This window comes from Knoellia sp. AC549, from assembly GCF_979258975.1.
This window is the reverse complement of sequence record NZ_OZ409890.1, coordinates 3,436,279-3,459,804: the sequence shown is the minus strand read 5'-3', so window position 1 is coordinate 3,459,804 and position 23,526 is coordinate 3,436,279. Positions and strand designations below refer to the sequence as shown.

Here is a 23,526-nt window from a genome sequence, read left to right as displayed (position 1 = left end):
GCCGCTACGGCTCGGGAACGGTCTCGACCCTTGTCGGTATGCCGTCCGCTCCCGTCGCGCTCCGGGCGCTCCGGGCCCGCCTGACGCGGTCCCTCATCGACCCGAGGCGCTCCAGCGGCAGGAAGGCGAGGAGGCAGACGGCCAGCGGCAGGAAGTGGATCTTCAGCATGAGGTAAGTGCTGAGGTGGAAGCCGGCGGCGAAGAGCAGCGCGCCATAGAGCGCCTTGCCTTTGAGCCACAACATGACGGGTGCGAGAAACTCCGCGATCCAGACGATCCATTGCAGGGCGTGGGTGAGAGCGGGGTGGGACCCGACCCAGGGGCCGATCCCGTTGGGGCGGCGGGTCAGCGCCCAGATGAGGGTCGCGCCGTTGGCCCAGCCCCATCCGCCGAAACGCAGCTTGGCCCAGGCCGACAGGGCATAGATCGAGACCGCGCCGAGCTGGACCATCCGGAGAGCCCAGCCAGCGCTCTCCCAACGGAGGTCGACGTCACGCACGCTGGCCCTGCCGACCGTGGGCAGCACGAACAAGGCAAGGATCAGGGCGAAGTGGTCGTGGTCGACCTTGGAGTAGGCGAAGGCGTTGCTCACCCAGTCGAGCATCCCGATCGCGCAGGCCAGGCCCGCCAGCCGCGGCAGCCGCCCCATGGCGGCAACGACCGAGCTGATGAGGATGACCGCCAGCAGCACCCTGACATAGGTCGGTGACGGGGCCGGCATGCCGAAGAGGGTCCGCACGGTGAGTCCGCGATAGAGGCTCGCCGGCACGTCGCCGTGCGGGATGGGGTCGGTGACGATCCACAGGACGTCGAGCCACACGAACGCATAGATGAAGCGTCGCAGCCACGCCACCCGCGCCAGCGGCAGGGCCGGCACGAAGAAGGTCCGGACGGCACTCATCGCGCGTCCTGGGAGATGCCGCTGGGTCGTGGGTCGGTGGGGTCGACGACCTCCCAGGAGACGAGCCTGCGGACCGTGGTCGTGCCGCTGCGGATGTCACGCTGGGTGTTCTGCAACCAGATGGTGCGATAGGCGGGCTCGTGCGCCAGGCGGCGGCGGTGGAGCACGGCGACGTCCTGGAGCAGACCGGGGTTGTTGATGATGCGCGGCGCCTGGCTCTCGATCTCGGCGCGCTCGATGCCGATCATCTCCTTGGACAACGGCACCCGCACCTCCTCACCGTCCACGGTCACCGCGGCCATGGTGAGCGAGTTGATCACACCGTCGTTGCGGACGGAGAAGGCGTACTGCGACATGGGCGCGAACGGCCACCAGCCGTCGTTGCCGATCAGGGTCCCCAGGGCGACCGTGACCGTGACGGCCACGCTCACGGCGATCCGCCACGCCACGGCATACCCAGGAATGGTGCGTGTCGACTCCCCCGTCATGGCGTCATGGTGCCAGATCCCGTGGCGCCGACGAAAGACGTTGCCGCCGGATGCCGTGGCTTGCGTTATCTCATATCTGACATACGCTATTCGGCATGACTGAGTCCAGCTACCTCACTCGTATCGGCACCCTCATCCGGGACGCACGCCGCCATCAGGGCCTCACCCAGAACGAGCTCGCCGACAAGCTCGGCACCAGCCAGAGCGCCGTCGCGCGCATCGAACAGGGCCGCCAGAACCTCAGCCTCGAGATGCTCGCCCGCGTCGGCGAGACGCTCGGCAGCGAGTTCGTCTCGCTGGGGCACAGCGGTCCGCAGCACCTGCGGATCGTCGGCGGCGCCAAGCTGTCCGGCTCGATCCCCGTCAAGACCAGCAAGAACGCCGCCGTCGGCCTGCTCTGCGCCGCCCTCCTCAACAAGGGGCGCACCACGCTGCGCAACCTCGCCCGCATCGAGGAGGTCAACCGGATCATCGAGGTCCTCACCTCGATGGGCGTCAAGGTGCGTTGGCTCCCGGACAGCAGCGACCTCGAGATCATCCCGCCGGCGACGCTCGACCTCGACGCCATCGACGTCGCGGCCGCCCGCCGCACGCGGACCGTGATCATGTTCCTCGGCCCGCTGCTGCACCAGTTCGAGACGTTCTCGCTTCCCTACGCCGGTGGCTGCGACCTCGGCACGCGCACCGTCGAGCCGCACCTCACGACGCTGCAGTCGTTCGGTCTCGACGTCGCGGCGACGCACGGCTTCTACGAGGCCAAGGTGGACAAGACCAAGCGCCCCGAGAAGGCCATCGTCCTCACCGAGCGTGGCGACACGGTCACCGAGAACGTGCTCTTCGCCGCAGCCCTGTATGCCGGTACGACCGTCATCCGCAACGCGTCGTCGAACTACATGGTCCAGGACGTCTGCTTCTTCCTCCAGCGCCTCGGCGTGACGATCGAGGGCATCGGCACGACGACCCTCACGGTCACCGGCCGCGAGTCCATCGACGTCGACGTCGACTACTCCCCCAGCGAGGACCCGATCGAGGCCATGAGCCTCATCGCCGCCGCCGTCGTCACGGAGTCGTCGATCACCATCGAGAGGGCACCGATCGAGTTCCTCGAGATCGAGCTCGCGACGCTGGACGGGATGGGCCTGCAGTACGAGATCTCGCAGGAGTACCTCGCCAAGAACGGCCACACGCGTCTCGCCGACATCACCATCCTGCCGAGCCAGCTCACTGCCCCGATCGACAAGATCGCGCCGATGCCCTTCCCCGGGCTCAACATCGACAACCTGCCGTTCTTCGCGCTCATCGCCGCCTGCGCCGAGGGCACGACGATGATCCACGACTGGGTCTACGAGAACCGCGCGATCTATCTCACCGAGCTGACCAAGGTCGGCGCCCAGGTGCAGCTGCTCGACCCGCACCGCGTCATGATCACCGGCCGCACCGCCAAGTGGCGTCCGGCCGAGGTCATGTGCCCACCGGCGCTGCGTCCCGGTGTCGTCGTGCTGCTCGCGATGCTGGCTGCCAACGGCACCTCGGTGCTGCGCAACGTCTATGTCATCAACCGCGGATACGAGGATCTCGCCGAGCGCCTCAACGCCCTCGGCGCGACCATCGAGATCTTCCGCGACATCTGATCCACACCCCCGGCCGCATTATCGGGTCACCCGATAAAGAGGCGCTCGACCCCGGATGTCAACTCGGGCGGAGCGGGACGAAGTCGGGTGGAGCCCGCAACCGAGGGCGCCTGGAGCGCCTGGAAGGAATGGATCTCGTGAACGACTGGGACGACCTGCGCCGCTGGCCCGACGTCGAGGCGTCCAACCTCCAGGCGTGGGACGCGACCGACCTCCTGCTCCTCGACGAGGCCGGTGCCCTGCCCGGTGGCGACGGCGACGTCGTCGTCATCGGGGACCACCACGGGGCGCTCACGCTCGGCGCCCTGGCGGCCGTAGCGTCAGGGGTCCGGGTGCACCAGGACGGGATCCTCAACGAACGGGCACTGGACGCCAACGCGGCCCGTCGCGGTGTGGACGGCTACGCCCGCCACGGTCTCGACGCCTCGCTCGTGGCGGGTGCGCGGCTGGTGCTCCTCCAGCTCCCCCGGTCGCTCGACGAGCTCGACGAGATCGCCCAGCTCATCGCCCAGCACGCGCACGCCGACGTCCGGGTGCTCGCCGGTGGTCGGGTCAAGCACATGTCGCTCAAGATGAACGACGTGCTCGGTGCGTCGTTCGCGACGGTCCGGCCGAGCCTGGCCCGGCAGAAGTCCCGGGTCCTGCGCGTCTCCGGCCCTCGCCAGGACGTCGCCTCGACCTGGCCCAGGCAGCGCACCCACGACGACCTCGGCGTCACGATCGTCGCGCACGGTGGCGTGTTCGCCGGCACCAACATCGACATCGGCACGCGGCTCCTGCTGGAGCACCTCACGGAGATGCGCGAGGCCGACCGAGCTGTCGACCTGGCCTCGGGCAGCGGAGTCGTGGCCGCGGCCTTGGCGCTGACCCGTCCTGCACTTCACGTCCTCGCGACCGACCAGTCCGCAGCCGCGGTCGCCTCGACCGTGGCGACGGCCGAGGCCAACGGCGTGGGCGAACGCATCGAGGTCGTCCGGGCCGACGCGCTCGAGATGCTCGACGCCGCGTCGGCCCAGCTCATCGTCCTGAACCCGCCGTTCCACGTCGGGTCGGCCGTCCACACCGGCCTCGCCGAACGCCTCTTCGCCGATGCGGCACGGGCTCTGGAACCGGGTGGCGAGCTCTGGTGCGTCTGGAACACCCCGTTGCACTACCGGCCGATCCTCGACAAGCTCGTCGGCTCCACCAAGCAGGTCCAGCGCACCTCCAAGTTCACGGTCACGAGCTCGCGCAAGCGCACCTGATCAGTGGGCGGTCCAGCCGCCGTCCATCGTGAACGAGCTGCCGGTGATCGAGTCCGACGACGGGCCGCAGAGGAAGCCGATGAGGTCCGCGACCTCGGCCGGCTCGATGAGCCGCTTCACGGCCACCGGCGTCAGCATGACCTCCGCCAGGACCTCGGACTCCGGTATGCCGTGTGCCTGCGCCTGCGCGCGAATCTGGTTCTCCACCAAAGGAGTTCGCACATAGGCCGGGTTGATGCAGTTGCTGGTGACGCCCTTGTCGCCGGCCTCGAGGGCCACGACCTTGCTCAGCCCTTCAAGGCCGTGCTTGGCCGAGACGTAGGCCGACTTGAAGGCACTCGCCCTTAGCCCGTGCACGGACGAGACGTTGACCACGCGACCCCAGCCGGCGGCATACATGTGTGGCAGGCAGGCACGCACGAGCCGGAACGGCGAGAGCAGCATGAGCCGGTGGATCCGCTCGAACTCCTCGATCGGGAACTCGTGGACCGGTGCGACGTGCTGGATGCCGGCGTTGTTGACGAGGACGTCGATGTCCGTGGGCAGGTCGGCGTGAGTGTCGAGGTCGGCCAGGTCGAGCACCCAGGGGGTCACCCGGTCCACGCCGAGGCGCGCGACGAGCTTGTCGAGGGCGTCGCCGTCGATGTCGACCGCATGGACCTGCGCTCCGTCGAGTGCGAGGCGCTCGACGACGGCGGCGCCGATCCCGCTGGCAGCACCGGTGACGAGCGCGGTGCGAACCTCAGGCATCACGGTCTCCGCGGGATGCAGGTCGGTTGCGGATCCGCTCGACGAGGTCGGCCACCGTGCCCCAGATGCCCTTGCGGAAGAGCAGGACGATGAGGACGAAGATCGTTCCGGTGATGATGCCGATGCCGTTGAAGCCGGAGGATGCCAGCTGGTCCTCGAGCAGGACGACGACGGCCGCGCCGAGTGGGCCACCCCAGAGGGTGCCGATGCCACCGAGGACCGTGATGAGCACGACCTTGCCCGACGTCTGCCAGATGAGCTCCTGCAAGGACGCGAAGCCGTGGCTTACCGAGAACACTCCCCCGGCCAGCCCGGCGATGCCGGCGGAGATGACGAACACCATGATCTTGTAGCGCTCGACGTCGTAGCCGAGAGCCCGGGCCCGGGCCGGGTTGTCGCGGATGGCGAGGAGCACCCGGCCGAACGGCGACGACACGGTGCGCCAGGCGATGAAGGCGCCCAACAGGATGAGCGGCAGCGCCGCGTAGTAGAAGTAGAAGGCGTCCCTGTTGATGAGGTCGGTCAGCCCGCCCAGGTTCTTGGGGATGCCCTGGAGGCCGTTCTCGCCACCGGTGAGGTCGCGCGCCTGGTTGGCGATGAAGTAGATCATCTGGGCGAAGGCCAGCGTGACCATCGCGAAGTAGATCCCGGTCCGGCGCACGGCGAGGTATCCCGTGGGGACGGCGACGATCATGGCCACGACGGCCCCACCCAGGATGGCCACCGGGAACGGCAGACCCGAGCGGATGGCGATGATCCCGGTGACATAGGCCGAGGTCCCCCAGAACATCGCGTGTCCGAAGCTCAGCAGCCCCGTGAACCCGAGCAGGAGGTCGATGGAGATGGCGAAGAGCCCCCACGCGAGGATGTCCATGGCCACGGGTGGGTAGATGAGCCAGGGCAGGGCGAGGACCGCGAGCAGGGCGAGGAGCAGCAGGCCGGCCCGGACCAGCGGGTTCAGCCTGCGGTCCGGCGCCGCCGACGCGGCTGTCTCCACCCGCGTCGTCTCGGTGAGCTGGGCACTCATGAGGCCTCCTCGCGGCCGAAGAGTCCCGCCGGGCGGACGAGGACGACCGCTGCCATGAGGACGAAGATGAGGACCTGCGCGTAGGACGGTGCGTAGGCCTGACCGTAGGCCTCGACGAGCCCGACAAGGAACCCGGCGACGACGGCGCCGAGGATCGATCCGAGCCCGCCGATGACGACAACGGCGAACAGGATGATGATGAAGTTGCTGCCCATGTCGGCGGTGATCGCGCGGAACGGCGCGGCGAGCACCCCGGCCACACCGGCCAGCGCGATGCCGAAGCCAAAGACCGGCGTCACCCACCGACCCACGTTGATGCCGAGGGCCCTGGTGCGTTCGGCGTCCTCGGTCGAGGCCCGCACGATCATGCCGATGCGGGTCTTGGTGAGCAGCAGCCAGACGGCGACGCAGAGCACCACCGAGAAGAACGCTGCGAACAGCTGGTAGCTCGACAGGCTCAGCCCGCCCACGCTCACCCGCCCCTCGAGTCCGGCCGGCAGCTCGTAGGGCAGCCCCGAGACGCCGTAGCGGCGCTTGACCAGGTCGACGATGAGCAGCGTCAGGCCGAAGGTGAGGAGGAAGTTGTAGAGCGGGTCGAGCCTCAGCAACCACCTCACGAGGAGTCGCTCGACGAGGATGCCGAAGAGGAACAGCAGGATCGGGACGATGACGAGCGCACCCCAGAACGGGATGTCCGCGACGTCGAGGAGCACGGCCGACCCGACGGCGCCGAGCATGTACATGGCGCCGTGGCTGAAGTTGACCACCCCCATGACACCGAAGATGACCGCCAGCCCCAGGGCGGCGAGGGCGTAGAATCCGCCCGTCGCCAGGCCCTGGAGCGTGTACTGGATGAATGCACTCATCGGGGTCTCAGTGACCTCTCGTCACATCGAGCAGCCGGACTCGGCCACCGGCTTGAAGGCTTCGGCCGCCGGGATGGTGGCGACGATCTTCTCGTAGTCCCACTCCTCCTTGACCTCGGCGGCGGGCTTGACCTCGGCGAGGTAGGCGTCGTGGATGACGCGGTGGTCCTGCGCACGGACCTCACCGTTGCGCAGGAAGAAGTCGTTGATCTTCTTGCCCTCGAGCTTGGCGACGACGTCGTCACCGGTGTCGCTGCCGGCCTCCTGGACGGCCTCGAGGTAGTTGTAGGCCGCGGAGTAGTTCGCGGCGTGCGCGAACGAGGGACGCGTCTTGGTCCGCTCCTGAAACTTGTCGGCCCACTTGCGGTTCTGCTCGTCGAAGTTCCAGTACCAGGCCTCGGTGAAGGTGACGCCCTTGAACTGCTCGGCGCCCAGGCTGTGGATGTCGGTGATGAACATCAGGCCGACGGCAAGCTTGATCTGGTCGGAGATGCCGGCCTGGTTGTACTGCTTGACGAAGTTGATCAGGTCACCGCCGGCGTGCATCGTGCCGATGACGTCGGGGTCGTCGGCCGCGGCCTTGGTGATGTAGGTGGCGAAGTTGTCGTTGGGGAAGGGCGTGGGGACCTTCTGGCCGATGGCGCCGCCGGCGCCCGTGATCTGACCCTCGAACGACTTCGTCATGTCCTGGCCGAAGGCGTAGTCGGGGTAGACGACGTTCCAGTCCTTGCCGCCGTCCTTGGTGAGCGTGCCGCCCGTGCCCTTGGCGAGCATGTAGGTGTCGTAGGCCCAGTGGAACGTGTACTTGTTGCACTGCGCGCCCGTCAGCGCGGTCGTGCCGGCGCCGATGTTGATGTAGACCTTCTTCTTCGCCTTGGCCTGCGTCGCGACGGCGAGGGCCGCCGACGAGGTGGGGACGTCGAGGATGATGTCGGCCTTCTGCCGGTCGTAGAGCTCCTGCGCCTTGGTGTTGGCGATGTCGGGCTTGTTCTGGTGGTCGGCCGTGACGACCTCGATGTTCGTGCTCACCGCATCGTCCTTGTGCGCGGCCTTCCAGTCCTCGACGGCCATCTTCACGGCCTCGACCGAGTTGGGTCCGGAGAGGTCCTTGTAGACGCCGGACTGGTCGTTGAGGACGGCGAGGACGACCTTGTCGTCGCTGATCTTGCCGCCGCCCGAGGCTGGGCCACCGCCGGCGCTGCCGCACGCGGTCAGCACGAGGCCGGAGCCGGCCACCATGGCCGCGAGACTGATCATCTTGGTGTTTCGCATGTTCCCCTCCTGGGGTGTGTATGCCGTGCCCGGCGAGAGTGCGTCCCGGCTACATGCCGAGGTGCTGAAGCAGTTCCGTCGTGCGCGTCTGGAACTCGGTGTTGTCGAGACTCTCGACGACCTCGCCCTGGGCGAGGAGGTTGTGGCGGTCGGCGACGGTGGACGCGAACTTCACGTTCTGCTCGACGAGCAGGACGGCGACGCCCTGCGCCTTGATGTCGCGGATGATCTGGCCGATCTGGTTGACGATGACCGGAGCCAGACCCTCACTCGGCTCGTCGAGGAGCAACAGCCGTGACCCGGCGCGCAGCGGGCGGGCCATGGCGAGCATCTGCTGCTCGCCACCGGACAGCTTGGTGCCTGGGAAGTCACGTCGCTCGCGCAGGACCGGGAACTGGTCGTAGATCGAGTCGAGGCTCCAGGCGGCGTCCTTGTCGACGACGGGAGGCAGGCTGAGGTTCTCGGCGACGGTGAGCGTGGCATAGATGCCGCGGTCGTCGGGCACCCAGCCGAGGCCGAGACGTGCTCGCCGGTCGGCCGACCGACCCTCGAGCGAGGTCCCGGCAAAGGTGATCGAGCCGCGAGTCCCCTTGTGCAGACCCATGATCGAGCGCAACAGAGTCGTCTTGCCGGCGCCGTTGCGACCCACGAGCGTGACGACCTCACCTGCCGCGACGTCGATGGAGACGTCGCTCAGGACCTGCGCCTCGCCGTAGAAGGCGGAGAGGTTGTCGACCGAGAGCAACGTGTCACTCATGGGTCTCTCCCCCCGTCTCTCCGAGGTATGCCGTGATGACCCGTTCGTCCTCGCGCACCTCGTCGTAGGTGCCCTCTGCGAGCACCTCGCCCGACTGGAGGACGGTGACCCGGTCGGCGAGCGAGCCCACGACGTGCATGTTGTGGTCGACGAAGACGACCGTGCGGCCGGCGGACACCTTCTTGACCAGCCCGATGGTCCGGTCGACGTCCTCGAGGCCCATCCCTGCGGTGGGCTCGTCGAGCAGGAGCAGGGTGGGGTCGAGGGCCAGGGCGAGGGCGATCTCGAGGGCCCTCTTCTGCCCGTAGGCGAGCGACCCGGCCCGCTGCCCGCTCCGGTCGGCCAGTCCGACCTCGGAGAGCAGCTCCATCGAGCGCTCCCTGAAGGCTCCGAGCTTCTTGCGCGAGGTCCAGAAGCGGTAGCCCAGACCCGTCGGCGACGCGAGGGCGAGCTCGAGGTGCTCGAGCAGGGTCATCTGGTCGAACAAGCTGGTGATCTGGAACGAGCGGGCGACCCCGAGGTGGGTGATCTTCTCCGGCTGCTGGCCGGCGATGTCCTGGCCACGCAGCAGGATCTGACCTGACGTCGGGGTGAGGAAGCCGGTGAGCAGGTTGAAGAGGGTGGTCTTGCCGGCCCCGTTGGGTCCCACGAGCGCATGGATCGTGCCGTCGGCGACGTCGAGGTTCACGGCGCTCACGGCGGTGAAACCGCGGAAGTCCTTCGTCAGGTCGACGGTCCGCAGGACGGGTGTGGACCCGGCCGACGGGGACGCCGACGGGGACTCCGTCGTCGATGGGCTCGCGCTCACCAGCACCTCCTCGTGCTCCGCGATGCAGGACCTCTGCAGGCGGTGAAGACACACCCTAGGACGGCCGTGCACGGGCCCACATGGCGCCTGGCCCCATGGTCTGGCGGGTCTCATGGTCTGTGAGCCCATGCGTCGGGTGCGAGTGGAGCCTAGGATCGACCCATGCACGACGACGTGGATGTGGGCACCGGGCTGCTCGAGCTGCTCGCCTCGGGGGCATCTGCGGCCGAGCTCGCGGCCCTCGACGTCAACCCTCGCGCCCGCGACCTCGCGATCCGGATCAGCGGTGCCTTCGACGTGCAGCGCCGACGGGAGCAGCAGCTCGCCGCGCTCGTGGAGACAGCCGGCGAACTGGCCTCGATGCGCGACCCGTCGGTCGTCCTCGACGCGATCGTCCGACGCGCCCGCACCCTCATGGGCACCGACGTCGCCTACCTCACGCTCTTCGACCACGACCGTGGCGACACCTACATGCGCGCCACGGCCGGATCGGTCTCGGCCCAGTTCCAGGTCGTGCGCCTGGCCTTCGGGGCCGGCCTCGGTGGGCTCGTCGCGCAGTCGCACAAGCCCTACTGGACCTCCGACTACTTCGCCGACTCACGCTTTCGGCACACCCACTCGATCGACGGTGCCGTCGGAGACGAGGGGCTCGTCGCCATCTGCGGCACGCCGCTCATCGTCAAGGACGAGTTCGTCGGGGTGCTCTTCGCCTCCAACCGGACCCCCCGTCCCTTCACCCACGACGAGGTCGCCCTGCTCGGCTCGCTCGCCGCCCTGGCAGCCGTGACCATCGTCCAGGTCCAGGCGGCCGAGGAGGCGTCGCGGACCCTGGCCGCCCTCTCGAACGCGACCGACCGGGTGAGTCACTACGCCGCCGGGATCGAACGGGCCGCGGCCGCGCACGACCGCTTCGCCGAGATCGTGCTCGAGGGCGGTGGCGTCGACGACCTCACCGAGTCCCTGAGCCAGCTTCTCGGTGGGTGGGCCCTCCTCCTCGACCTCGACGGCGCAGCCCGGAGCATCGCCGGTGATGCTCCGCCGACGGGCGCGGCGTTGCGGCGCCTCGCCGACAGTGTCGCCGGCGGTGTCGAGGGTGGTCGACTGTCGAGGCTCGACGGCTCCTGGGCCATCGGCATCGCCGCAGCCGGTGAACCCTTGGGCGTCCTCGTCGTGGGCGAGGTGTCCTCGATGGACGACTCCGACGAACGGACGGTCGAACGCGCCGCCGTCGTCACCGCCCTCGTGCTCCTCGGTGAGCGCAACCGCGCCGAGACGCGGCAGCAGCAACGGAGCGACCTGGTGGCGGGTCTCGTGGGCGGGCACGGCGACCTCGGGCTCCTGCTCCCCACCGCCCGCTCTCTCGGACTCGACCTGCGCGAGCCCGCCTGCCTGCTCGCCGTCCTCGGCGCCGAGGCAACCGCGCGATCTCTGGTCCTCGCGACCAACGCCGCGCTGGGGGGCGTCGGCCTGGTGGGCGAGGTCGATGGTCACGTCGTCGCGCTGGTCCCGGGCGACGACCCGGGCTCTGCCGCAGCAGATCTGGCGCAGCGACTGTCTCGCAGCAATGTCGTCACCGTGGGGGCGGCGGGGCCGGTGAGCGAGGCAGCCGGCACGCTGAGCCTCGACCTCGCGGCCGCGCACACCGAGGCGGTGCGCACCGCCGAGGCGCTCGAGGCACTGGGGCGTCGTGGGGACGGGGCGGCGGCCACGGACCTGGGCTTCGCGGGTCTCATCGTGGGCACCCAACCGGAGGTGACGGCATACGTGCACTCCATCCTGGGACCGTTGCGCGACTACGACGCCTCGCGCGGCACCGACCTCGTTGGGACCCTCGAGGCCTACTTCCTCGCCGGCGCCAGCCCGCGCCACGCCGCCAGCAGGTTGCACGTCCACACCAACACGGTGGCGCAACGGCTGGAGCGCATCACCCGGCTCGTGGGCGAGGGCTGGCAGGCGCCCGAGCGGGCACTCGAGCTGCAGCTGGCCCTGCGACTGCGGCACCTCGTCGGAGCCACCACACCCTGAGCGGTGTTTCGCGGTCCCGCCGCCACCTGCGAGGCTGAGCGCGTGCTGACCCCCAACGACGTGGCCAAGTGCGAGCAGTGGTTCGACGCCAACGGTCTCCCATACTTCGTCGAGGCCGGCCACGAGTCCATCCGCCGCGCCTTCGGCCCTCGTGTGGTCGCGCTCTGGGCCGGCATCGCGCTCGCCGTGGGGGTGGGTGCCGCAGCCCTGGCACTGGTGGCCGGTGCCTCCCGGCCGGATGCTGCGCTCGTCGCTGTCGTCACGGCGGCCATGGTCGCCGCACTGCGTTGCGCCAAGGTGCTCCGGGTCCCGCTCATCGGGCGGTGGGCGCTCGCTCATGCGTGGGCGGGACGGTCGCTGCTCATCCCCTTGGCGACGCGGGCGCTGCCGTTCCTGCTGCTGTTCATCACCTTCCTCTTCATCAACACCGAGGTGTGGCAGGTCGCGTCGTCGCTCAGTCGCCAGCTCCTCTGGGCGAGCGTCGCCGTCTTCGTCGTCCTGGCTGTGTCCTTCCTCGCCCCTTCGTTCGACACGGAGATCAGTCGGTTGGGTGCAGAGGTTCAGGGTGAGCGACTGGTGGCGTCGTGCGTCGGCACCCCAGTGGCATCGGCGGCGCGGGAGATCCTCGACGAGCCGCAGCTCGCCGCCCAGGTCGCCGGCATCCGGCTGCGCGGGCTCGAGCGCCGCAACCTGCTGCTCATGCTCTTCATCACCCAAGCCATCCAGGTCGTCAGCCTGGCCTTCATCGTCTTCTGCTTCTTCGTCGTGTTCGGCTCCATCGCCATCCAGCCGGAGGTCATCGAGTCGTGGGTCGGTCACCCGCCGACCTACGAGACAGGCGGACTGCACCTCGTGAGCAACGAGCTGTTCTCGGTCGCAGTCTTCCTCTCCGGGTTCGCGGGGCTCTACTTCACCGTGCAGGCGGTCATCGACCAGAACTACCGCCGTGAGTTCTTCTCGCGGATCGAGGACGACCTCCAGCGCGCGATCGGCGTCCGCAAGGTCTACGTGGCGCTGCGAGCCCACCTGGCCGACCGCCCCTGACAGCTCAGGCGGCCAGCTCGAAGCGACGAGTCGGGAAGGCGAAGTCGACACGCAACACCCAGTCGTCGGGCTCCGGTTCGGGTTCGGGCCAGCCTTCCCCGAGGATCGGTGGCGCGGTGGAGTCGTGCACGCGTCCCGTGGGTGTCGTGATGCGTATGCCGTGTGCTCCCGTTCCGTCGAGACCGGTCGACTCGACTCTCACGTGCCACCCAGGTTCTTCCTTCACCAAGTTGTGGCGTTTGCAGAGCCCAGCACCATTGGCCCCTGCTGTCGGGCCGTTGGCTTGGATCGCGTGCACATGATCTGCCTCGACCGCGGGAGCGTCACACCAAGGGACGCGGCAGGTCGGATCGCGCAGCTCCAGGAAGCGGCGGAGGCCGGCGAGGAAGCGCCGGCGCTTCGAGTCGAGCGCCACGAGGTCGCGACCGGAGGGGTCGGTGAACAGCCGACGCAGCCACAGTGTGGTCGCGCAGTTCTTGCCGCCATCGCCGGCGCCGCGTGCGATGGCGGCTGCGTCGGCATGATCGAGCAGTTCGGCGATGTGCGCGCGAGCCTCGGCTCCGGGGATCGAGCCCCAGCCGGGGATGACTGCCACGTCGTCGTCGGGTGCCCGGCCACCGAAGGCGGCCGGTAGCAGGACCTTGTCGGTCATGACGAGGTTGACCTCGACCGGCTGCGGCTGACCCTTCGCCCGACCTGACAACAGCTCCAAGGCCCGGTCAGCAAGCCACGCACCCTTGCCGCGAGCGTCCGCACGAGCTGCGGCAGCGGCAGCCTCCCACTGAACACCGGGTAGGTCGGGGTCGATGACGTGACGGTGGGACTCCTCGGCGGTCAACGCGACGTGCGCGCCGATGATCTCTTTCATCGGACCCAGGATCGACAGCCAGGCCATCCCATCGGCGGCCGGGCGGACACTGACACGACGACTCGCGACAGCGCGGCGGTTGCGCTCAGCAAGACTCTCCGCATCCAACGCGGCACCGGCACGCCGGGCCGCCCCGGCCAACGCCTTGTCCCCCAACGACCCGATCGTCGGAGCCAGCCGCTTGTCGACCTCCGCGCGGTGCTCCACACTCAGGCAGGCCGTCTCCCGCACCACGATCATCGCCCGCCGCTCACTGATTTCCCCACGCGTCAACGCCGCCATCGTCTCGGGCATCTCACCCACCAGCGCCTTCGCGACACCCACGTGCTGGTCCGCCAACGTGGGCGAACAGCGCCGCGCCAGAGCCAAGTCCGCGCGCACACTGCGCGAGTCCTCACCCAACGCCTCACGATCCACCACCGCAGCCGCCGTCAGTCGCGCCTGCGCAGCAGCAGCCGCACCCTTCAACGCCTCCAACGCGGACACTGTTGCGACCCGCTCCGCCTGCGTCAAACCCTCCGGGTCCATCTCCGCGAGAGAGGACACGACGAAGCGGACCTGAACCTCAGGCCCTCCGATTGCTGGTGTCCCCTCCATACCACTTATCGTACACCTGTTCGGTGACAGTCCACGGGTTATCCACACCAATTCACCTGCGGCACAGCGCATCTGGCCCAAGACACGGCAAGGAGCCCTTCAGGTTTAGGCAACCCGAAGCGCACTCAGGTCGTCGAACCAGCCGACAGTCGATGATGTCGGCCAGGCAGCGACCGGTGCCGAGGCCAGCACGATCGATGAGTAGTTGGTGTCGGGGACAGATGTCGTCTCGGCCAGCCGGCAGCCCGAGCAAACCGCGCCGTCAGCGCGTCGTCGACCGAAGTCGTGGAACGACCTCATCAAGTGGCCGACGAGGACCGGCAGCCTGCCGATGGCAGACGCGACCGCGCTGGGCGTCAACGGGTCTGGTGGATCCACGAGGGCGGGGTCACAATGGCACATGGCCCCGCAGCGCACGCCCCGCACCGGGATGGTCCTCCCCGACCTCCGTGGTGATGGCCGCTCGCTTCGCGCGACCTGGCACCAGGAGCAGCAGGTCGTCGTCCTGTCGCTGTGGCGCAACAACGTCTGCGTCAGCACCTTCCGGCTCGCAGCCGACGACGTGCCCGACCTGATCACCCTGCTCCGCCACGGGCTCGACGAGGCGTACGACACCGCCCGTGAACGGGTGGAGCGCCTCGAACGGCCCTCCCAAGCGGGCTGACGGCCGCGTCGGAACCCCCGTCAGCCGTGCGCAGCGAGACGCGGCCTCAGCACAACGCGGCGAGAAGCCTCGTCGAGATGGCGTCCGGCGTGAGGCCGACCCGGTCGAGGACCTGTCCGCGCGAACCATGGTCGAGGAACTCGCGCGGCAGCCCGAACAGGTCGATGGGAGCGTCGATCCCGTTGTCGCGCAAGGACTTCATGACGTGTGAACCCACGCCGCCGGCAACCGAGTTGTCCTCGACGACCGCGATGCGACCAGCCGAACGCCCCAGCTCACCCAGCGCCGGGTTGACCGGCAGGGCCCACACGGGGTCGACCACGCGCACGCGCAGCCCCTCGGCGGAGAGCTTGTCGGCGACGGTGAGGGCGGTGGCGACCATGGACCCGACGCCGACCAGGAGCAGGTCGACCGGCTCATCGGTGTCCGCGGGCTCGACGAGCACGTCGACACCATCGACGGTGCGCACGGCCTCGATCGGGTCGGACACCGAACCCTTGGGGAAGCGGATGACCGAGGGTGCGTCGTCGATGTCGACGGCCGCGCGCAGGGCGATCGGGATCTGGTGGCCGTCCCGGGGTGCGGCGAGGTGCAGACCGGGGACGATGCCGGCGATCGACATGTCCCACATGCCGTGGTGCGAGGCCCCGTCGGGACCGGTGATGCCGGAGCGGTCGAGCACGAACGTCACGCCGGCCCGGTGCAGCGCGCAGTCCATGAGCAGCTGGTCGAAGGCGCGGTTCAGGAAGGTCGCATAGATCGCGACGACCGGATGCCGGCCGGCATACGCAAGTCCGGCAGCCATCGTCGTCGCGTGCTGCTCGGCGATGCCGACGTCGAAGGTGCGGTCCGGGAAGCGCTTCGAGAACGCGTCGAGCCCGACCGGGATCATCATGGCCGCGGTGATCGCGACGATGTCCTCCCGCTCCTCGCCGAGCTCGACGAGGGCGTCGCTGAACTCGTCGGTCCAGCTGCGTCCCGAGATCTCGAGCGGCAGGCCGGTCTCGGGGTTGATCACCCCGACGGCGTGGAACTGGTCGCTCTCGTCGTTGACCGCGTGCTCGTATCCCTTGCCCTTCTGGGTGATGACGTGCACGAGCACCGGCCCACCGAAGGCACGAGCCCGACGCAGCGCCTGCTCGAGCGCCGCCTCGTCGTGGCCGTCGACGGGCCCGACGTACTTCAGGCCCAGGTCCTCGAAGAGACCCTGCGGCGCGACGATGTCCTTGATGCCCTTCTTGACGCCGTGGAGCGTCTCGTACATCGCTCCTCCGACGACGGGAGTGCGGTGCAGGGCGGACTTGCCCCAGTCGAGGAACCGCTCGTAGCCGCGGGTCGTGCGCAGCGTCGCGAGGTGGTCGGCGAGCCCGCCGCGGGTCGGCGCGTAGGAACGCTCGTTGTCGTTGACGACGATGACGAGCGGGAGGTCGGACTCGGCGGCGATGTTGTTGATGGCCTCCCAGGCCATGCCGCCGGTGAGCGCGCCGTCACCGATGACGGCGACGGTGTGCCGGTTGCTCTCACCCGCGAGGACACGCCCGGCCGCGATTCCGTGTGCCCACGACAGCGAGCTCGACGCGTGGGAAGCTCGACGACGTCGTGCTCGGACTCGGCGCGGCTGGGGTAGCCCGACAGCCCTCCCTGCTTGCGCAGCGTGGTGAAGTCATGGCGACCGGTGAGGAGCTTGTGAACATAGGACTGGTGACCGGTGTCGAAGACGACGGTGTCGCGGGGGCTGTCGAAGACGCGGTGGATGGCGATCGTCAGCTCGACGACGCCGAGGTTGGGTCCGAGGTGTCCGCCGGTGCGGGAGACCTCGTCGACGAGGAAGGCACGGATCTCCTCCGCCAGCGTCGCAAGCTTCCGAACGGCTCAGGGCCTCGAGGTCATCAGGCCCCTGGATGCGCTCCAACACGCTCACGCGCTCTCCCTCTCGGTGCGGTAGTCCATCCGCAAGAGTCTAGGTGCTCTCCTGCGCGCCGCCGCTCCCCCTTGGAGCAGCTGCCGTGGTCCCACACGAAACACTCACCGGCTCCACACTCCCTCCTCAGAGGCGCGGCACGAAGGCATGGCCGTGCATCGCCTCCAGCAGGAGCCCTGCTGCGCGCCGAGCCGCGAGGAGGCGTGCCCCCTCGGCCTCCAGCGCCGCCAGCGAGGCGGCGATCCCCTCGGGCTCGACGTGCTCGGCGAGGTCCACCCGCAGACCCCGGTATGCCGCCCGCATGGCTCCCAGCTGTGCGTCCAGATGGTGCGTGGTCACCCAGGCGAGGGCGATCGGATGGCGACGCCACACGGCATACATGCGGTACTCGGACGGGCAGTGGTCCAGCAGCCAGCCGACCGCGGGCACCTGCCAGCCGGGCGCTTCCGGTGGTGGCACGCGGTCGGGCCAGCCCGGCGGGCCCGGACGGCCCGATCCGCCCGGAGCTTCCCGGGCTCGCCGCACGGCGCAGCGGAGGCCGGGCGGGCGTGTCGAACATGTGTTCGATGGTAGCGCCTCTCGCGCTGTCCCGACACGGCCACATCGTGGACCTCGTCCTCCTGCGACATAACCGACACTTATGCTTCCCATCAGCATTGGCACCCCATTGAGGAACGAGGACCCATGACGAGCGTCGCCTCCGGCAGCCGCGCCCTGCGGCCGCCGCGCACCGGCCGGTCCAACGGTCAGTGGGCCGTCGACGGCCGCGAGCCGCTCAACCCGAACGAGACGTTCAAGGCGGAGGACAACGGGCTCAACGTCCGCGAGCGGATCGAGACGATCTATGCGCGGGAGGGGTTCGACGCCATCCCGGGCGACGACCTCCACGGGCGCTTCCGCTGGTGGGGCCTCTACACGCAGCGCAAACCCGGCATCGACGGCGGGCAGACCGCCTCGCTCGAGCCGCACGAGCTCGAGGACAAGTTCTTCATGCTCCGGGTCCGCACCGACGGTCAGGTCCTCTCCCCCACCCAGCTGCGCGTCCTAGGCGGCATCTCGACCGACTTCGCGCGCGAGAGCGCGGACATCAGCGACCGGCAGAACATCCAGTACCACTGGATCGCCATCGAGAGCGTGCCGGAGATCTGGCGCCGGCTCGAGGAGGTCGGCCTGCAGACCACCGAGGCCTGTGGCGACACACCTCGTGCCTTCCTCGGCAGTCCCGTCGCCGGGATCGCCGCGGACGAGATCATCGACCCCACCGCACTGATCCGCGTCATCACCGACCGGTGGTTGGGCGACCCCGAGCTGTCCAACCTCCCCCGCAAGTTCAAGACGGCGATCACGGGTCACCCGAGCCTCGACGTCGTCCACGAGATCAACGACATCTCCCTCGTCGGTGTCGTCCATCCCGAGCTGGGGCCCGGGTTCGACCTCTGGGTGGGTGGCGCCCTCTCGACCGCGCCGCGGCTCGCCGAACGACTCGGTGTCTTCGTGTCCGAGGCCGACGCCCCCGACGTGTGGCACGGGGTCATCTCGATCTTCCGTGACTACGGCTACCGGCGGATGCGCACCAAGGCCCGCCTGAAGTTCCTCCTCGCCGAGTGGGGGCCCGTGAAGTTCCGCGAGATCCTCGAGACCGAGTACCTCGGGCGGGCACTCCCTGACGGGCCCGCGCCCGCGCCCGCCAGGGGTCCCGGCGACCACGTCGGTGTCCACCCCCAGAAGGACGGTCGCTTCTACGTCGGTGCGGCCCCCATCGTCGGTCGGGTCAGCGGCACCATCCTCAGCAGCCTCGGTGACCTCGTCGAGCGGATCGGCGGCGACGGTGTGCGCCTCACCGCCCACCAGAAGCTCGTCGTCCTCGGTGTCCCGGAGTCGGGAGTCGCCGAGCTCGTCGCCGGCCTGGAGGGGCTCGGGCTGACCGCGACGCCCAGCCCGTTCCGTCGCACGACGATGGCCTGCACGGGCATCGAGTTCTGCAAGCTGGCGATCGTCGACACCAAGGACACCGCGACCGCGGTCATCGCCGAGCTCGAGGAGCGTCTTGCCGGAGTCGAGCTCGACACCCCGATCTCGTTGCACGTCAACGGTTGCCCGAACTCGTGCGCCCGCATCCAGACCGCCGACATCGGACTCAAGGGACTCATCACGACCAACGACGCGGGCGAGAGCGTGCCCGGCTTCCAGGTCCACCTCGGTGGCGGGCTGGCCTCCCCCGAGCGGGACGAGGCCGGGCTGGGCCGCACGGTCCGCGGACTCAAGATCGCCTCGACCGACCTCGCCGACTACGTCGAGCGGATCACCCGCCGCTTCCTGGCCCAGCGGACCGCCGGCGAGTCCTTCGCCACCTGGGCCCACCGAGTTCCGGACGAGGAGCTGACATGAGCACCCTGACCCGACGCACCACCAGGCGCAGTGAGGAGGAGCTGCGTGCCCTCGCCCTCGAGGGGTCGCAGCTCGACGACACGGACGCTGCCGGCGTCGCGCGCTGGGCGGCGGCGAACTTCCACGGCACCCTTGCTGTCGCCTGCAGCATGGCCGAAGGCGTTCTCCCGCACCTGATCTCACAGGACTCCCCCGGTGTGGACGTGCTCTTCCTCGAGACCGGCTACCACTTCTCGGACACCATCGGCACCCGCGCCCGCGTCGCCGACGAGCTCGACGTCACCATCGTCGACGTCATGCCCACGCGCACCGTCGCCGAGCAGGACGCGGAGTTCGGTGCCCGCCTCTACGAGCGCGACCCGGCCGCCTGCTGCGCCATGCGCAAGATGGAGCCGCTCGCCCGGACGCTCGCAGGCTACGAGGCGTGGGTGACCGGCGTGCGTCGTGACGAGGCGCCGACTCGCACGGCGACGCCCGTCGTCACGTTCGACGAGAAGCACGGCCTGGTGAAGATCAACCCTCTCGTCACCTGGTCGCTCGACGACGTCACGGACTACGCCCTCGATCACGGCGTGCCCATCAACCTCCTTCTCTCCGACGGCTATCCGTCGATCGGTTGCGAGCCGTGCACCAAGCGCGTCGCACCCGGAGAGGACCCTCGATCCGGTCGATGGGCCGGACTCTCGAAGACCGAATGCGGGATCCACACATGAGCGCCACCACCACCGACCTCACCGGGTCGCCGCTCGACACCGCCGTGGCCACGGAGGCCACCACGTCGTATGCCGGCCAACCGGCATACGAGGGGCACGTCCTCAGCCAGCTCGACGCCCTCGAGGCCGAGGCGATCCTGATCATCCGCGAGGTCGTCGGTGAGCTCGAGCGTCCGGTGCTGCTCTTCAGCGGGGGCAAGGACTCCGTCATCATGCTGCACCTGGCGACCAAGGCCTTCTGGCCGGCGCCCATCCCCTTCCCCGTGCTGCACGTCGACACCGGGCACAACTTCCCCGAGGTCCTCGACTACCGCGACGAGACGGTCGCGAGGCTCGGGCTGCGGCTCGAGGTGGCGAGCGTCCAGGACTACCTCGACGACGGCCGCCTCCGCGAGCGGGCCGACGGCCTACGCAACGCCCTCCAGACGGTGCCGCTGCTCGACGCGATCAACGAGCACCGCTTCGACGGTGTCTTCGGGGGCGGGCGCCGTGACGAGGAGAAGGCCCGCGCCAAGGAGCGGATCGTCTCCCTCCGGGACGAGTTCGGCCAGTGGGACCCCAAGAACCAGCGGCCCGAGCTGTGGAACCTCTTCAACCCCCACCATCGACCGGGCGAGCACGTGCGTGCCTTCCCGATCAGCAACTGGACCGAGGTCGACGTCTGGAAGTACATCGAGCGCGAGGACATCCCGCTCGCGCCGCTCTACTACGCCCACGAGCGCGAGGTCTTCAGCCGCGACGGCATGTGGCTCGCGGTCGGCCCCCACAGCCAGCCGCGCGAGGACGAGACGGTGGAGACCCGGCTCGTGCGCTACCGCACCGTCGGTGACATGTCGTGCACCGGGGCCGTCGAGTCTCCGGCGCGGACCAACGCCGAGATCGTCGTCGAGGTGGCCGCCTCGACCCTGACCGAGCGAGGCGCCACCCGCGCCGACGACCGGATCTCCGAGGCCGCCATGGAAGACCGCAAGAAGGAGGGCTACTTCTGATGCAGCCCACGACCACCGCAGTCGCCACCCGCGGAACGCTCTTGCGCCTGGCCACCGCCGGCTCCGTCGACGACGGCAAGTCCACGCTCGTGGGCCGCCTCCTCCACGACACCAAGTCGGTCCTCTCCGACCAGCTCGCTGCCGTCGAACGGGTCTCACGAGACCGCGGGCTCACCGGCGCCGACCTCGCGCTCCTCACCGACGGCCTACGCGCAGAGCGTGAGCAGGGCATCACCATCGACGTCGCCTACCGCTACTTCGCAACGGCCCGGCGCTCCTTCGTGCTCGCCGACTGCCCCGGGCACGTGCAGTACACGCGCAACACCGTGACCGGCAGCTCGACGGCCGACGTCGTCGTGCTCCTCGTCGATGCCCGCAAGGGCGTGCTCGAGCAGACGCGTCGCCACCTCGCCGTCACCGCCCTGCTGCGCGTGCCCCACGTCATCGTGGCGGTCAACAAGATCGACCTCGTCGGCTTCTCCCAGGAGACCTACGAACGGGTCAACGCCGAGGTGCAGGCCGTCGCGCGAGAGCTCGGCGTGGCCGAGGCCACGGCCATCCCCGTGAGCGCCCTCGACGGCGACAACATCGCCACCCGTTCGGCACGCACCCCCTGGTATGCCGGCCCGAGCCTGCTGGAGCTGCTCGAGGCACTGCCCCCGGCGGACGACCCGTCCCACGAGGCCTTCCGTCTGCCCGTCCAGCTCGTCATCCGTCCGCAGGGTGCCGCCCTGGACGAGGCGCACCGGGACTACCGGGGGTATGCCGGCCAGGTCGCCTCAGGTGTCGTGCGGGTCGGCGACGAGGTCGTCGCCCTGCCCTCCGGGCGGCGCTCGACCGTCACCGGGATCGACCTCGGCGAGCGGTCACTGACCGAGGCCTTCGCGCTCCAGTCGGTGACGCTGCGCCTCGCCGACGAGATCGACATCTCGCGGGGCGACGTCCTCGCCGCGGTGGCGGACGCCCCACAGCCCACGCAGGACATCAAGGCCGTGGTCTGCTGGCTCGGCGATGCTCCCCTGCGCCCGGGCCAGCGCCTGCTGCTCAAGCACGGGTCGCGCACGGTGCAGTCCGCGGTGCGCAGCATCGACGGTGCCCTCGACCTCGACGGCCTGCACTCCATCCCGGCCGAGACGTTGGCTCTCAACGACATCGGCCTCGTGACGCTCCGCCTGGCGAGCCCGGTGCCGGTCGAGAACTACGCGACCTCACGGCGCGGTGGGTCCTTCCTCCTCATCGATGCGCACGACGGACGCACCGTCGCCGCCGGCATGGTCGGCGCGACCCTGCCGACCGCCGCCGACGCGCCGACGCAGCCCGAGGGGGACGAGGAGTGGGAGATCTGAGAGGGGCCCTGCCGGTCGTCCTGGACCTCACCGGCCGAATGGTCGCCGTCTTCGGCGGTGGCCCGGTGACCGGGCGCCGCGTTCGGGCCTTCCTCGACGAGGGTGCCGTCGTGCGGCTCGTCTCGCCGTGGATCTGCGAAGAGGTCCATGACCTCGTCGCGGAGCATTCTGACCGGGTCACCTGGCTGCAGCGGGACTACGCCGGACCAGCAGACCTCGACGGCGCCTGGCTGGCCCACACGGCGACCGGCGATCCCGACGTGGACAACGCCATCAGCGCGGACTCGCAGGAGCTGCGCGTGTGGTGTGTCGACGCCACCGACTCGCGGGCCACTGCAGCCAGCATCCCTGCCCGCACGCACGTGACCACGCCCGACGGCAGGGTCACGGTGGCCGTCCACGGCGGCGGCGACCCCCTCCTCGCGACCACCGTCCGCGACGGCATCGACCTTGCCCTGCGCAGCGGTGGCCTCGACCTGCGCCGTCACCGTCCCCGAGCCGGAGGCTGGGTCGCCCTCGTCGGTGGCGGGCCCGGAGCCGACGGTCTGCTGACCTCACGCGGGCACGAGTTGCTCGCCACGGCCGACGTCGTCGTCATCGACCGGCTCGCCCCGCGGGGAGTCGTGTCCCGCCTGCACGAGTCGGTGCGGGTCATCGACGTCGGCAAGACCCCTGGGCATCATCCGGTCCCACAGGACCGCATCAACGAGATCCTCGTCGAGGAGGCCCAGCGCGGCCTCGGCGTCGTCCGGCTCAAGGGCGGCGACCCCTATGTCCTCGGGCGCGGAGGCGAGGAGCGCCTCGCGTGCGAGGCACACGGCATACCTGTCGAGGTCGTTCCCGGAGTGACGAGCGCAGTCTCCGTGCCCGCGGCCGCAGGCATCCCCCTCACCCACCGCGGGGTCGCCAAGGCCTTCACCGTGGTCTCCGGCCACGAGCAGATCCCGACGCTCCCCCCGGGTTCCGACCACACCCTCGTGCTCCTCATGGGTGTGTCCACCCTGCGCAACAGTGCGAGTTCTCTCGTGGCAGGGGGACGGTCGGCCGACTGCCCCGTGGCCATCATCGAGCGTGGCTTCCTGCCGACCCAGCGAGTGACGATCGGCACGCTCGGTGACATCGCCGACCTCGCGCTGTTCCGCGGCGTCGAGTCACCGGCCGTCGTCGTCGTCGGCGACGTCGTCCGCCTCGCCCACGACGCCTGAGTGCACCATCACGTCGACGGGC

The 23,526-nt window shown here is 69.5% G+C and carries 20 protein-coding genes and 1 pseudogene; 10 read left to right on the top strand and 11 right to left on the bottom strand.

Features of this window, described 5'->3' with window-relative positions; translation table 11 throughout:
* Positions 1-4: 4 nt before the first annotated feature.
* Together ACZZ98_RS16815 and ACZZ98_RS16810 are read right to left on the bottom strand one after the other, a co-directional pair.
* A complete protein-coding gene (locus ACZZ98_RS16815; protein ID WP_463517315.1) occupies positions 5-901 on the bottom strand; it encodes a hypothetical protein in 897 nt (298 codons plus the stop codon).
* A complete protein-coding gene (locus tag ACZZ98_RS16810) occupies positions 898-1,389 on the bottom strand; it encodes a hypothetical protein (RefSeq protein WP_463517314.1) in 492 nt (163 codons plus the stop codon). Before ACZZ98_RS16810 ends, ACZZ98_RS16815 begins: the two co-directional genes overlap by 4 nt.
* Before the next feature lie 95 nt (positions 1,390-1,484).
* Here ACZZ98_RS16810 and ACZZ98_RS16805 point away from each other — a divergent pair, with 95 nt between their 5' ends.
* Both ACZZ98_RS16805 and ACZZ98_RS16800 read left to right on the top strand, forming a co-directional pair.
* Complete coding sequence (locus tag ACZZ98_RS16805) at positions 1,485-3,020, top strand: helix-turn-helix domain-containing protein (protein WP_463517313.1); 1,536 nt, start codon at positions 1,485-1,487, stop codon at positions 3,018-3,020.
* 128 nt (positions 3,021-3,148) lie between these two features.
* Positions 3,149-4,264, top strand: a complete 1,116-nt coding sequence (locus ACZZ98_RS16800; RefSeq protein WP_463517312.1) for a class I SAM-dependent methyltransferase — start codon at positions 3,149-3,151, stop codon at positions 4,262-4,264.
* Here ACZZ98_RS16800 and ACZZ98_RS16795 read toward each other — a convergent pair whose 3' ends face one another.
* From ACZZ98_RS16795 to ACZZ98_RS16770, 6 genes are read right to left on the bottom strand one after another with little or no spacing between them, the layout of a single operon-like run.
* A complete protein-coding gene (locus ACZZ98_RS16795) occupies positions 4,265-5,014 on the bottom strand; it encodes a 3-hydroxybutyrate dehydrogenase (RefSeq protein ID WP_463517311.1) in 750 nt (249 codons plus the stop codon).
* Positions 5,007-6,041 carry a branched-chain amino acid ABC transporter permease gene (locus tag ACZZ98_RS16790; protein WP_463517310.1) on the bottom strand — a complete coding sequence of 345 codons (1,035 nt, stop codon included), beginning with the start codon at positions 6,039-6,041 and terminating at the stop codon, positions 5,007-5,009. Before ACZZ98_RS16790 ends, ACZZ98_RS16795 begins: the two co-directional genes overlap by 8 nt.
* A complete protein-coding gene (locus tag ACZZ98_RS16785) occupies positions 6,038-6,907 on the bottom strand; it encodes a branched-chain amino acid ABC transporter permease (protein WP_463517309.1) in 870 nt (289 codons plus the stop codon). The genes ACZZ98_RS16790 and ACZZ98_RS16785 overlap by 4 nt, the downstream gene beginning before the upstream one ends.
* Before the next feature lie 21 nt (positions 6,908-6,928).
* Complete coding sequence (locus tag ACZZ98_RS16780) at positions 6,929-8,179, bottom strand: ABC transporter substrate-binding protein (RefSeq protein ID WP_463517308.1); 1,251 nt, start codon at positions 8,177-8,179, stop codon at positions 6,929-6,931.
* A 49-nt stretch (positions 8,180-8,228) separates the two neighbouring features.
* Positions 8,229-8,936 (bottom strand): ABC transporter ATP-binding protein, encoded by a 708-nt coding sequence (locus tag ACZZ98_RS16775; RefSeq protein WP_463517307.1) that lies wholly within the window; start codon positions 8,934-8,936, stop codon positions 8,229-8,231.
* Complete coding sequence (locus tag ACZZ98_RS16770) at positions 8,929-9,744, bottom strand: ABC transporter ATP-binding protein (protein WP_463517306.1); 816 nt, start codon at positions 9,742-9,744, stop codon at positions 8,929-8,931. Before ACZZ98_RS16770 ends, ACZZ98_RS16775 begins: the two co-directional genes overlap by 8 nt.
* A gap of 162 nt (positions 9,745-9,906) precedes the next feature.
* Here ACZZ98_RS16770 and ACZZ98_RS16765 point away from each other — a divergent pair, with 162 nt between their 5' ends.
* Positions 9,907-11,769 carry a helix-turn-helix domain-containing protein gene (locus ACZZ98_RS16765; RefSeq protein ID WP_463517305.1) on the top strand — a complete coding sequence of 621 codons (1,863 nt, stop codon included), beginning with the start codon at positions 9,907-9,909 and terminating at the stop codon, positions 11,767-11,769.
* Positions 11,770-11,811: 42 nt separating this feature from the next.
* Positions 11,812-12,813, top strand: a complete 1,002-nt coding sequence (locus ACZZ98_RS16760; protein WP_463517304.1) for a hypothetical protein — start codon at positions 11,812-11,814, stop codon at positions 12,811-12,813.
* A gap of 4 nt (positions 12,814-12,817) precedes the next feature.
* On the opposite strand, the gene ACZZ98_RS16755 is transcribed toward ACZZ98_RS16760, so the two are convergent.
* Positions 12,818-14,167, bottom strand: coding sequence for an HNH endonuclease signature motif containing protein (locus ACZZ98_RS16755; RefSeq protein ID WP_463517801.1), 1,350 nt, complete (start codon positions 14,165-14,167; stop codon positions 12,818-12,820).
* A gap of 511 nt (positions 14,168-14,678) precedes the next feature.
* On the opposite strand from ACZZ98_RS16755, the gene ACZZ98_RS16750 reads away from it, so the two are divergent.
* Positions 14,679-14,942: a hypothetical protein gene (locus tag ACZZ98_RS16750; protein WP_463517303.1), complete on the top strand. Its 264-nt coding sequence runs from the start codon at positions 14,679-14,681 to the stop codon at positions 14,940-14,942.
* Between the two features lie 46 nt (positions 14,943-14,988).
* Here ACZZ98_RS16750 and dxs read toward each other — a convergent pair.
* A pseudogene (gene dxs, locus ACZZ98_RS16745) lies at positions 14,989-16,863 on the bottom strand (1-deoxy-D-xylulose-5-phosphate synthase).
* 126 nt (positions 16,864-16,989) lie between these two features.
* The gene (locus ACZZ98_RS16740) at positions 16,990-17,322 is read right to left on the bottom strand and encodes a hypothetical protein (protein WP_463517302.1); all 333 of its coding nucleotides are present in this window, start codon (positions 17,320-17,322) and stop codon (positions 16,990-16,992) included.
* A gap of 225 nt (positions 17,323-17,547) precedes the next feature.
* On the opposite strand from ACZZ98_RS16740, the gene ACZZ98_RS16735 reads away from it, so the two are divergent.
* The 5 genes from ACZZ98_RS16735 to cobA are packed head-to-tail and all read left to right on the top strand — an operon-like array spanning position 17,548 to position 23,504.
* Complete coding sequence (locus ACZZ98_RS16735; protein ID WP_463517301.1) at positions 17,548-19,251, top strand: nitrite/sulfite reductase; 1,704 nt, start codon at positions 17,548-17,550, stop codon at positions 19,249-19,251.
* Positions 19,248-19,964 (top strand): phosphoadenylyl-sulfate reductase, encoded by a 717-nt coding sequence (locus ACZZ98_RS16730; protein WP_463517300.1) that lies wholly within the window; start codon positions 19,248-19,250, stop codon positions 19,962-19,964. Before ACZZ98_RS16735 ends, ACZZ98_RS16730 begins: the two co-directional genes overlap by 4 nt.
* Positions 19,961-20,953 (top strand): sulfate adenylyltransferase subunit CysD, encoded by a 993-nt coding sequence (gene cysD / locus ACZZ98_RS16725; protein WP_463517299.1) that lies wholly within the window; start codon positions 19,961-19,963, stop codon positions 20,951-20,953. The genes ACZZ98_RS16730 and cysD overlap by 4 nt, the downstream gene beginning before the upstream one ends.
* Positions 20,953-22,299, top strand: coding sequence for a sulfate adenylyltransferase subunit 1 (locus tag ACZZ98_RS16720; protein ID WP_463517298.1), 1,347 nt, complete (start codon positions 20,953-20,955; stop codon positions 22,297-22,299). Before cysD ends, ACZZ98_RS16720 begins: the two co-directional genes overlap by 1 nt.
* Positions 22,287-23,504, top strand: coding sequence for a uroporphyrinogen-III C-methyltransferase (gene cobA / locus ACZZ98_RS16715; RefSeq protein ID WP_463517297.1), 1,218 nt, complete (start codon positions 22,287-22,289; stop codon positions 23,502-23,504). The genes ACZZ98_RS16720 and cobA overlap by 13 nt, the downstream gene beginning before the upstream one ends.
* The last annotated feature ends 22 nt before the right edge of the window (positions 23,505-23,526 follow it).

Excerpts from the sequence above, each read along its gene's own strand:
- ACZZ98_RS16790 (WP_463517310.1), bottom strand. The coding sequence starts at position 6,041 with ATGAGTGCCCAGCTCACCGAGACGACGCGGGTGGAGACAGCCGCGTCG.
- ACZZ98_RS16730 (WP_463517300.1), top strand. The coding sequence starts at position 19,248 with ATGAGCACCCTGACCCGACGCACCACCAGGCGCAGTGAGGAGGAGCTG.
- ACZZ98_RS16785 (WP_463517309.1), bottom strand. The coding sequence starts at position 6,907 with ATGAGTGCATTCATCCAGTACACGCTCCAGGGCCTGGCGACGGGCGGA.
- ACZZ98_RS16750 (WP_463517303.1), top strand. The coding sequence starts at position 14,679 with ATGGCCCCGCAGCGCACGCCCCGCACCGGGATGGTCCTCCCCGACCTC.
- ACZZ98_RS16805 (WP_463517313.1), top strand. The coding sequence starts at position 1,485 with ATGACTGAGTCCAGCTACCTCACTCGTATCGGCACCCTCATCCGGGAC.
- cysD (WP_463517299.1), top strand. The coding sequence starts at position 19,961 with ATGAGCGCCACCACCACCGACCTCACCGGGTCGCCGCTCGACACCGCC.
- ACZZ98_RS16735 (WP_463517301.1), top strand. The coding sequence starts at position 17,548 with ATGACGAGCGTCGCCTCCGGCAGCCGCGCCCTGCGGCCGCCGCGCACC.
- ACZZ98_RS16775 (WP_463517307.1), bottom strand. The coding sequence starts at position 8,936 with ATGAGTGACACGTTGCTCTCGGTCGACAACCTCTCCGCCTTCTACGGC.
- ACZZ98_RS16815 (WP_463517315.1), bottom strand. The coding sequence starts at position 901 with ATGAGTGCCGTCCGGACCTTCTTCGTGCCGGCCCTGCCGCTGGCGCGG.
- ACZZ98_RS16765 (WP_463517305.1), top strand. The coding sequence starts at position 9,907 with ATGCACGACGACGTGGATGTGGGCACCGGGCTGCTCGAGCTGCTCGCC.
- ACZZ98_RS16780 (WP_463517308.1), bottom strand. The coding sequence starts at position 8,179 with ATGCGAAACACCAAGATGATCAGTCTCGCGGCCATGGTGGCCGGCTCC.
- ACZZ98_RS16810 (WP_463517314.1), bottom strand. The coding sequence starts at position 1,389 with ATGACGGGGGAGTCGACACGCACCATTCCTGGGTATGCCGTGGCGTGG.
- ACZZ98_RS16720 (WP_463517298.1), top strand. The coding sequence starts at position 20,953 with ATGCAGCCCACGACCACCGCAGTCGCCACCCGCGGAACGCTCTTGCGC.
- ACZZ98_RS16795 (WP_463517311.1), bottom strand. The coding sequence starts at position 5,014 with ATGCCTGAGGTTCGCACCGCGCTCGTCACCGGTGCTGCCAGCGGGATC.
- ACZZ98_RS16800 (WP_463517312.1), top strand. The coding sequence starts at position 3,149 with ATGGATCTCGTGAACGACTGGGACGACCTGCGCCGCTGGCCCGACGTC.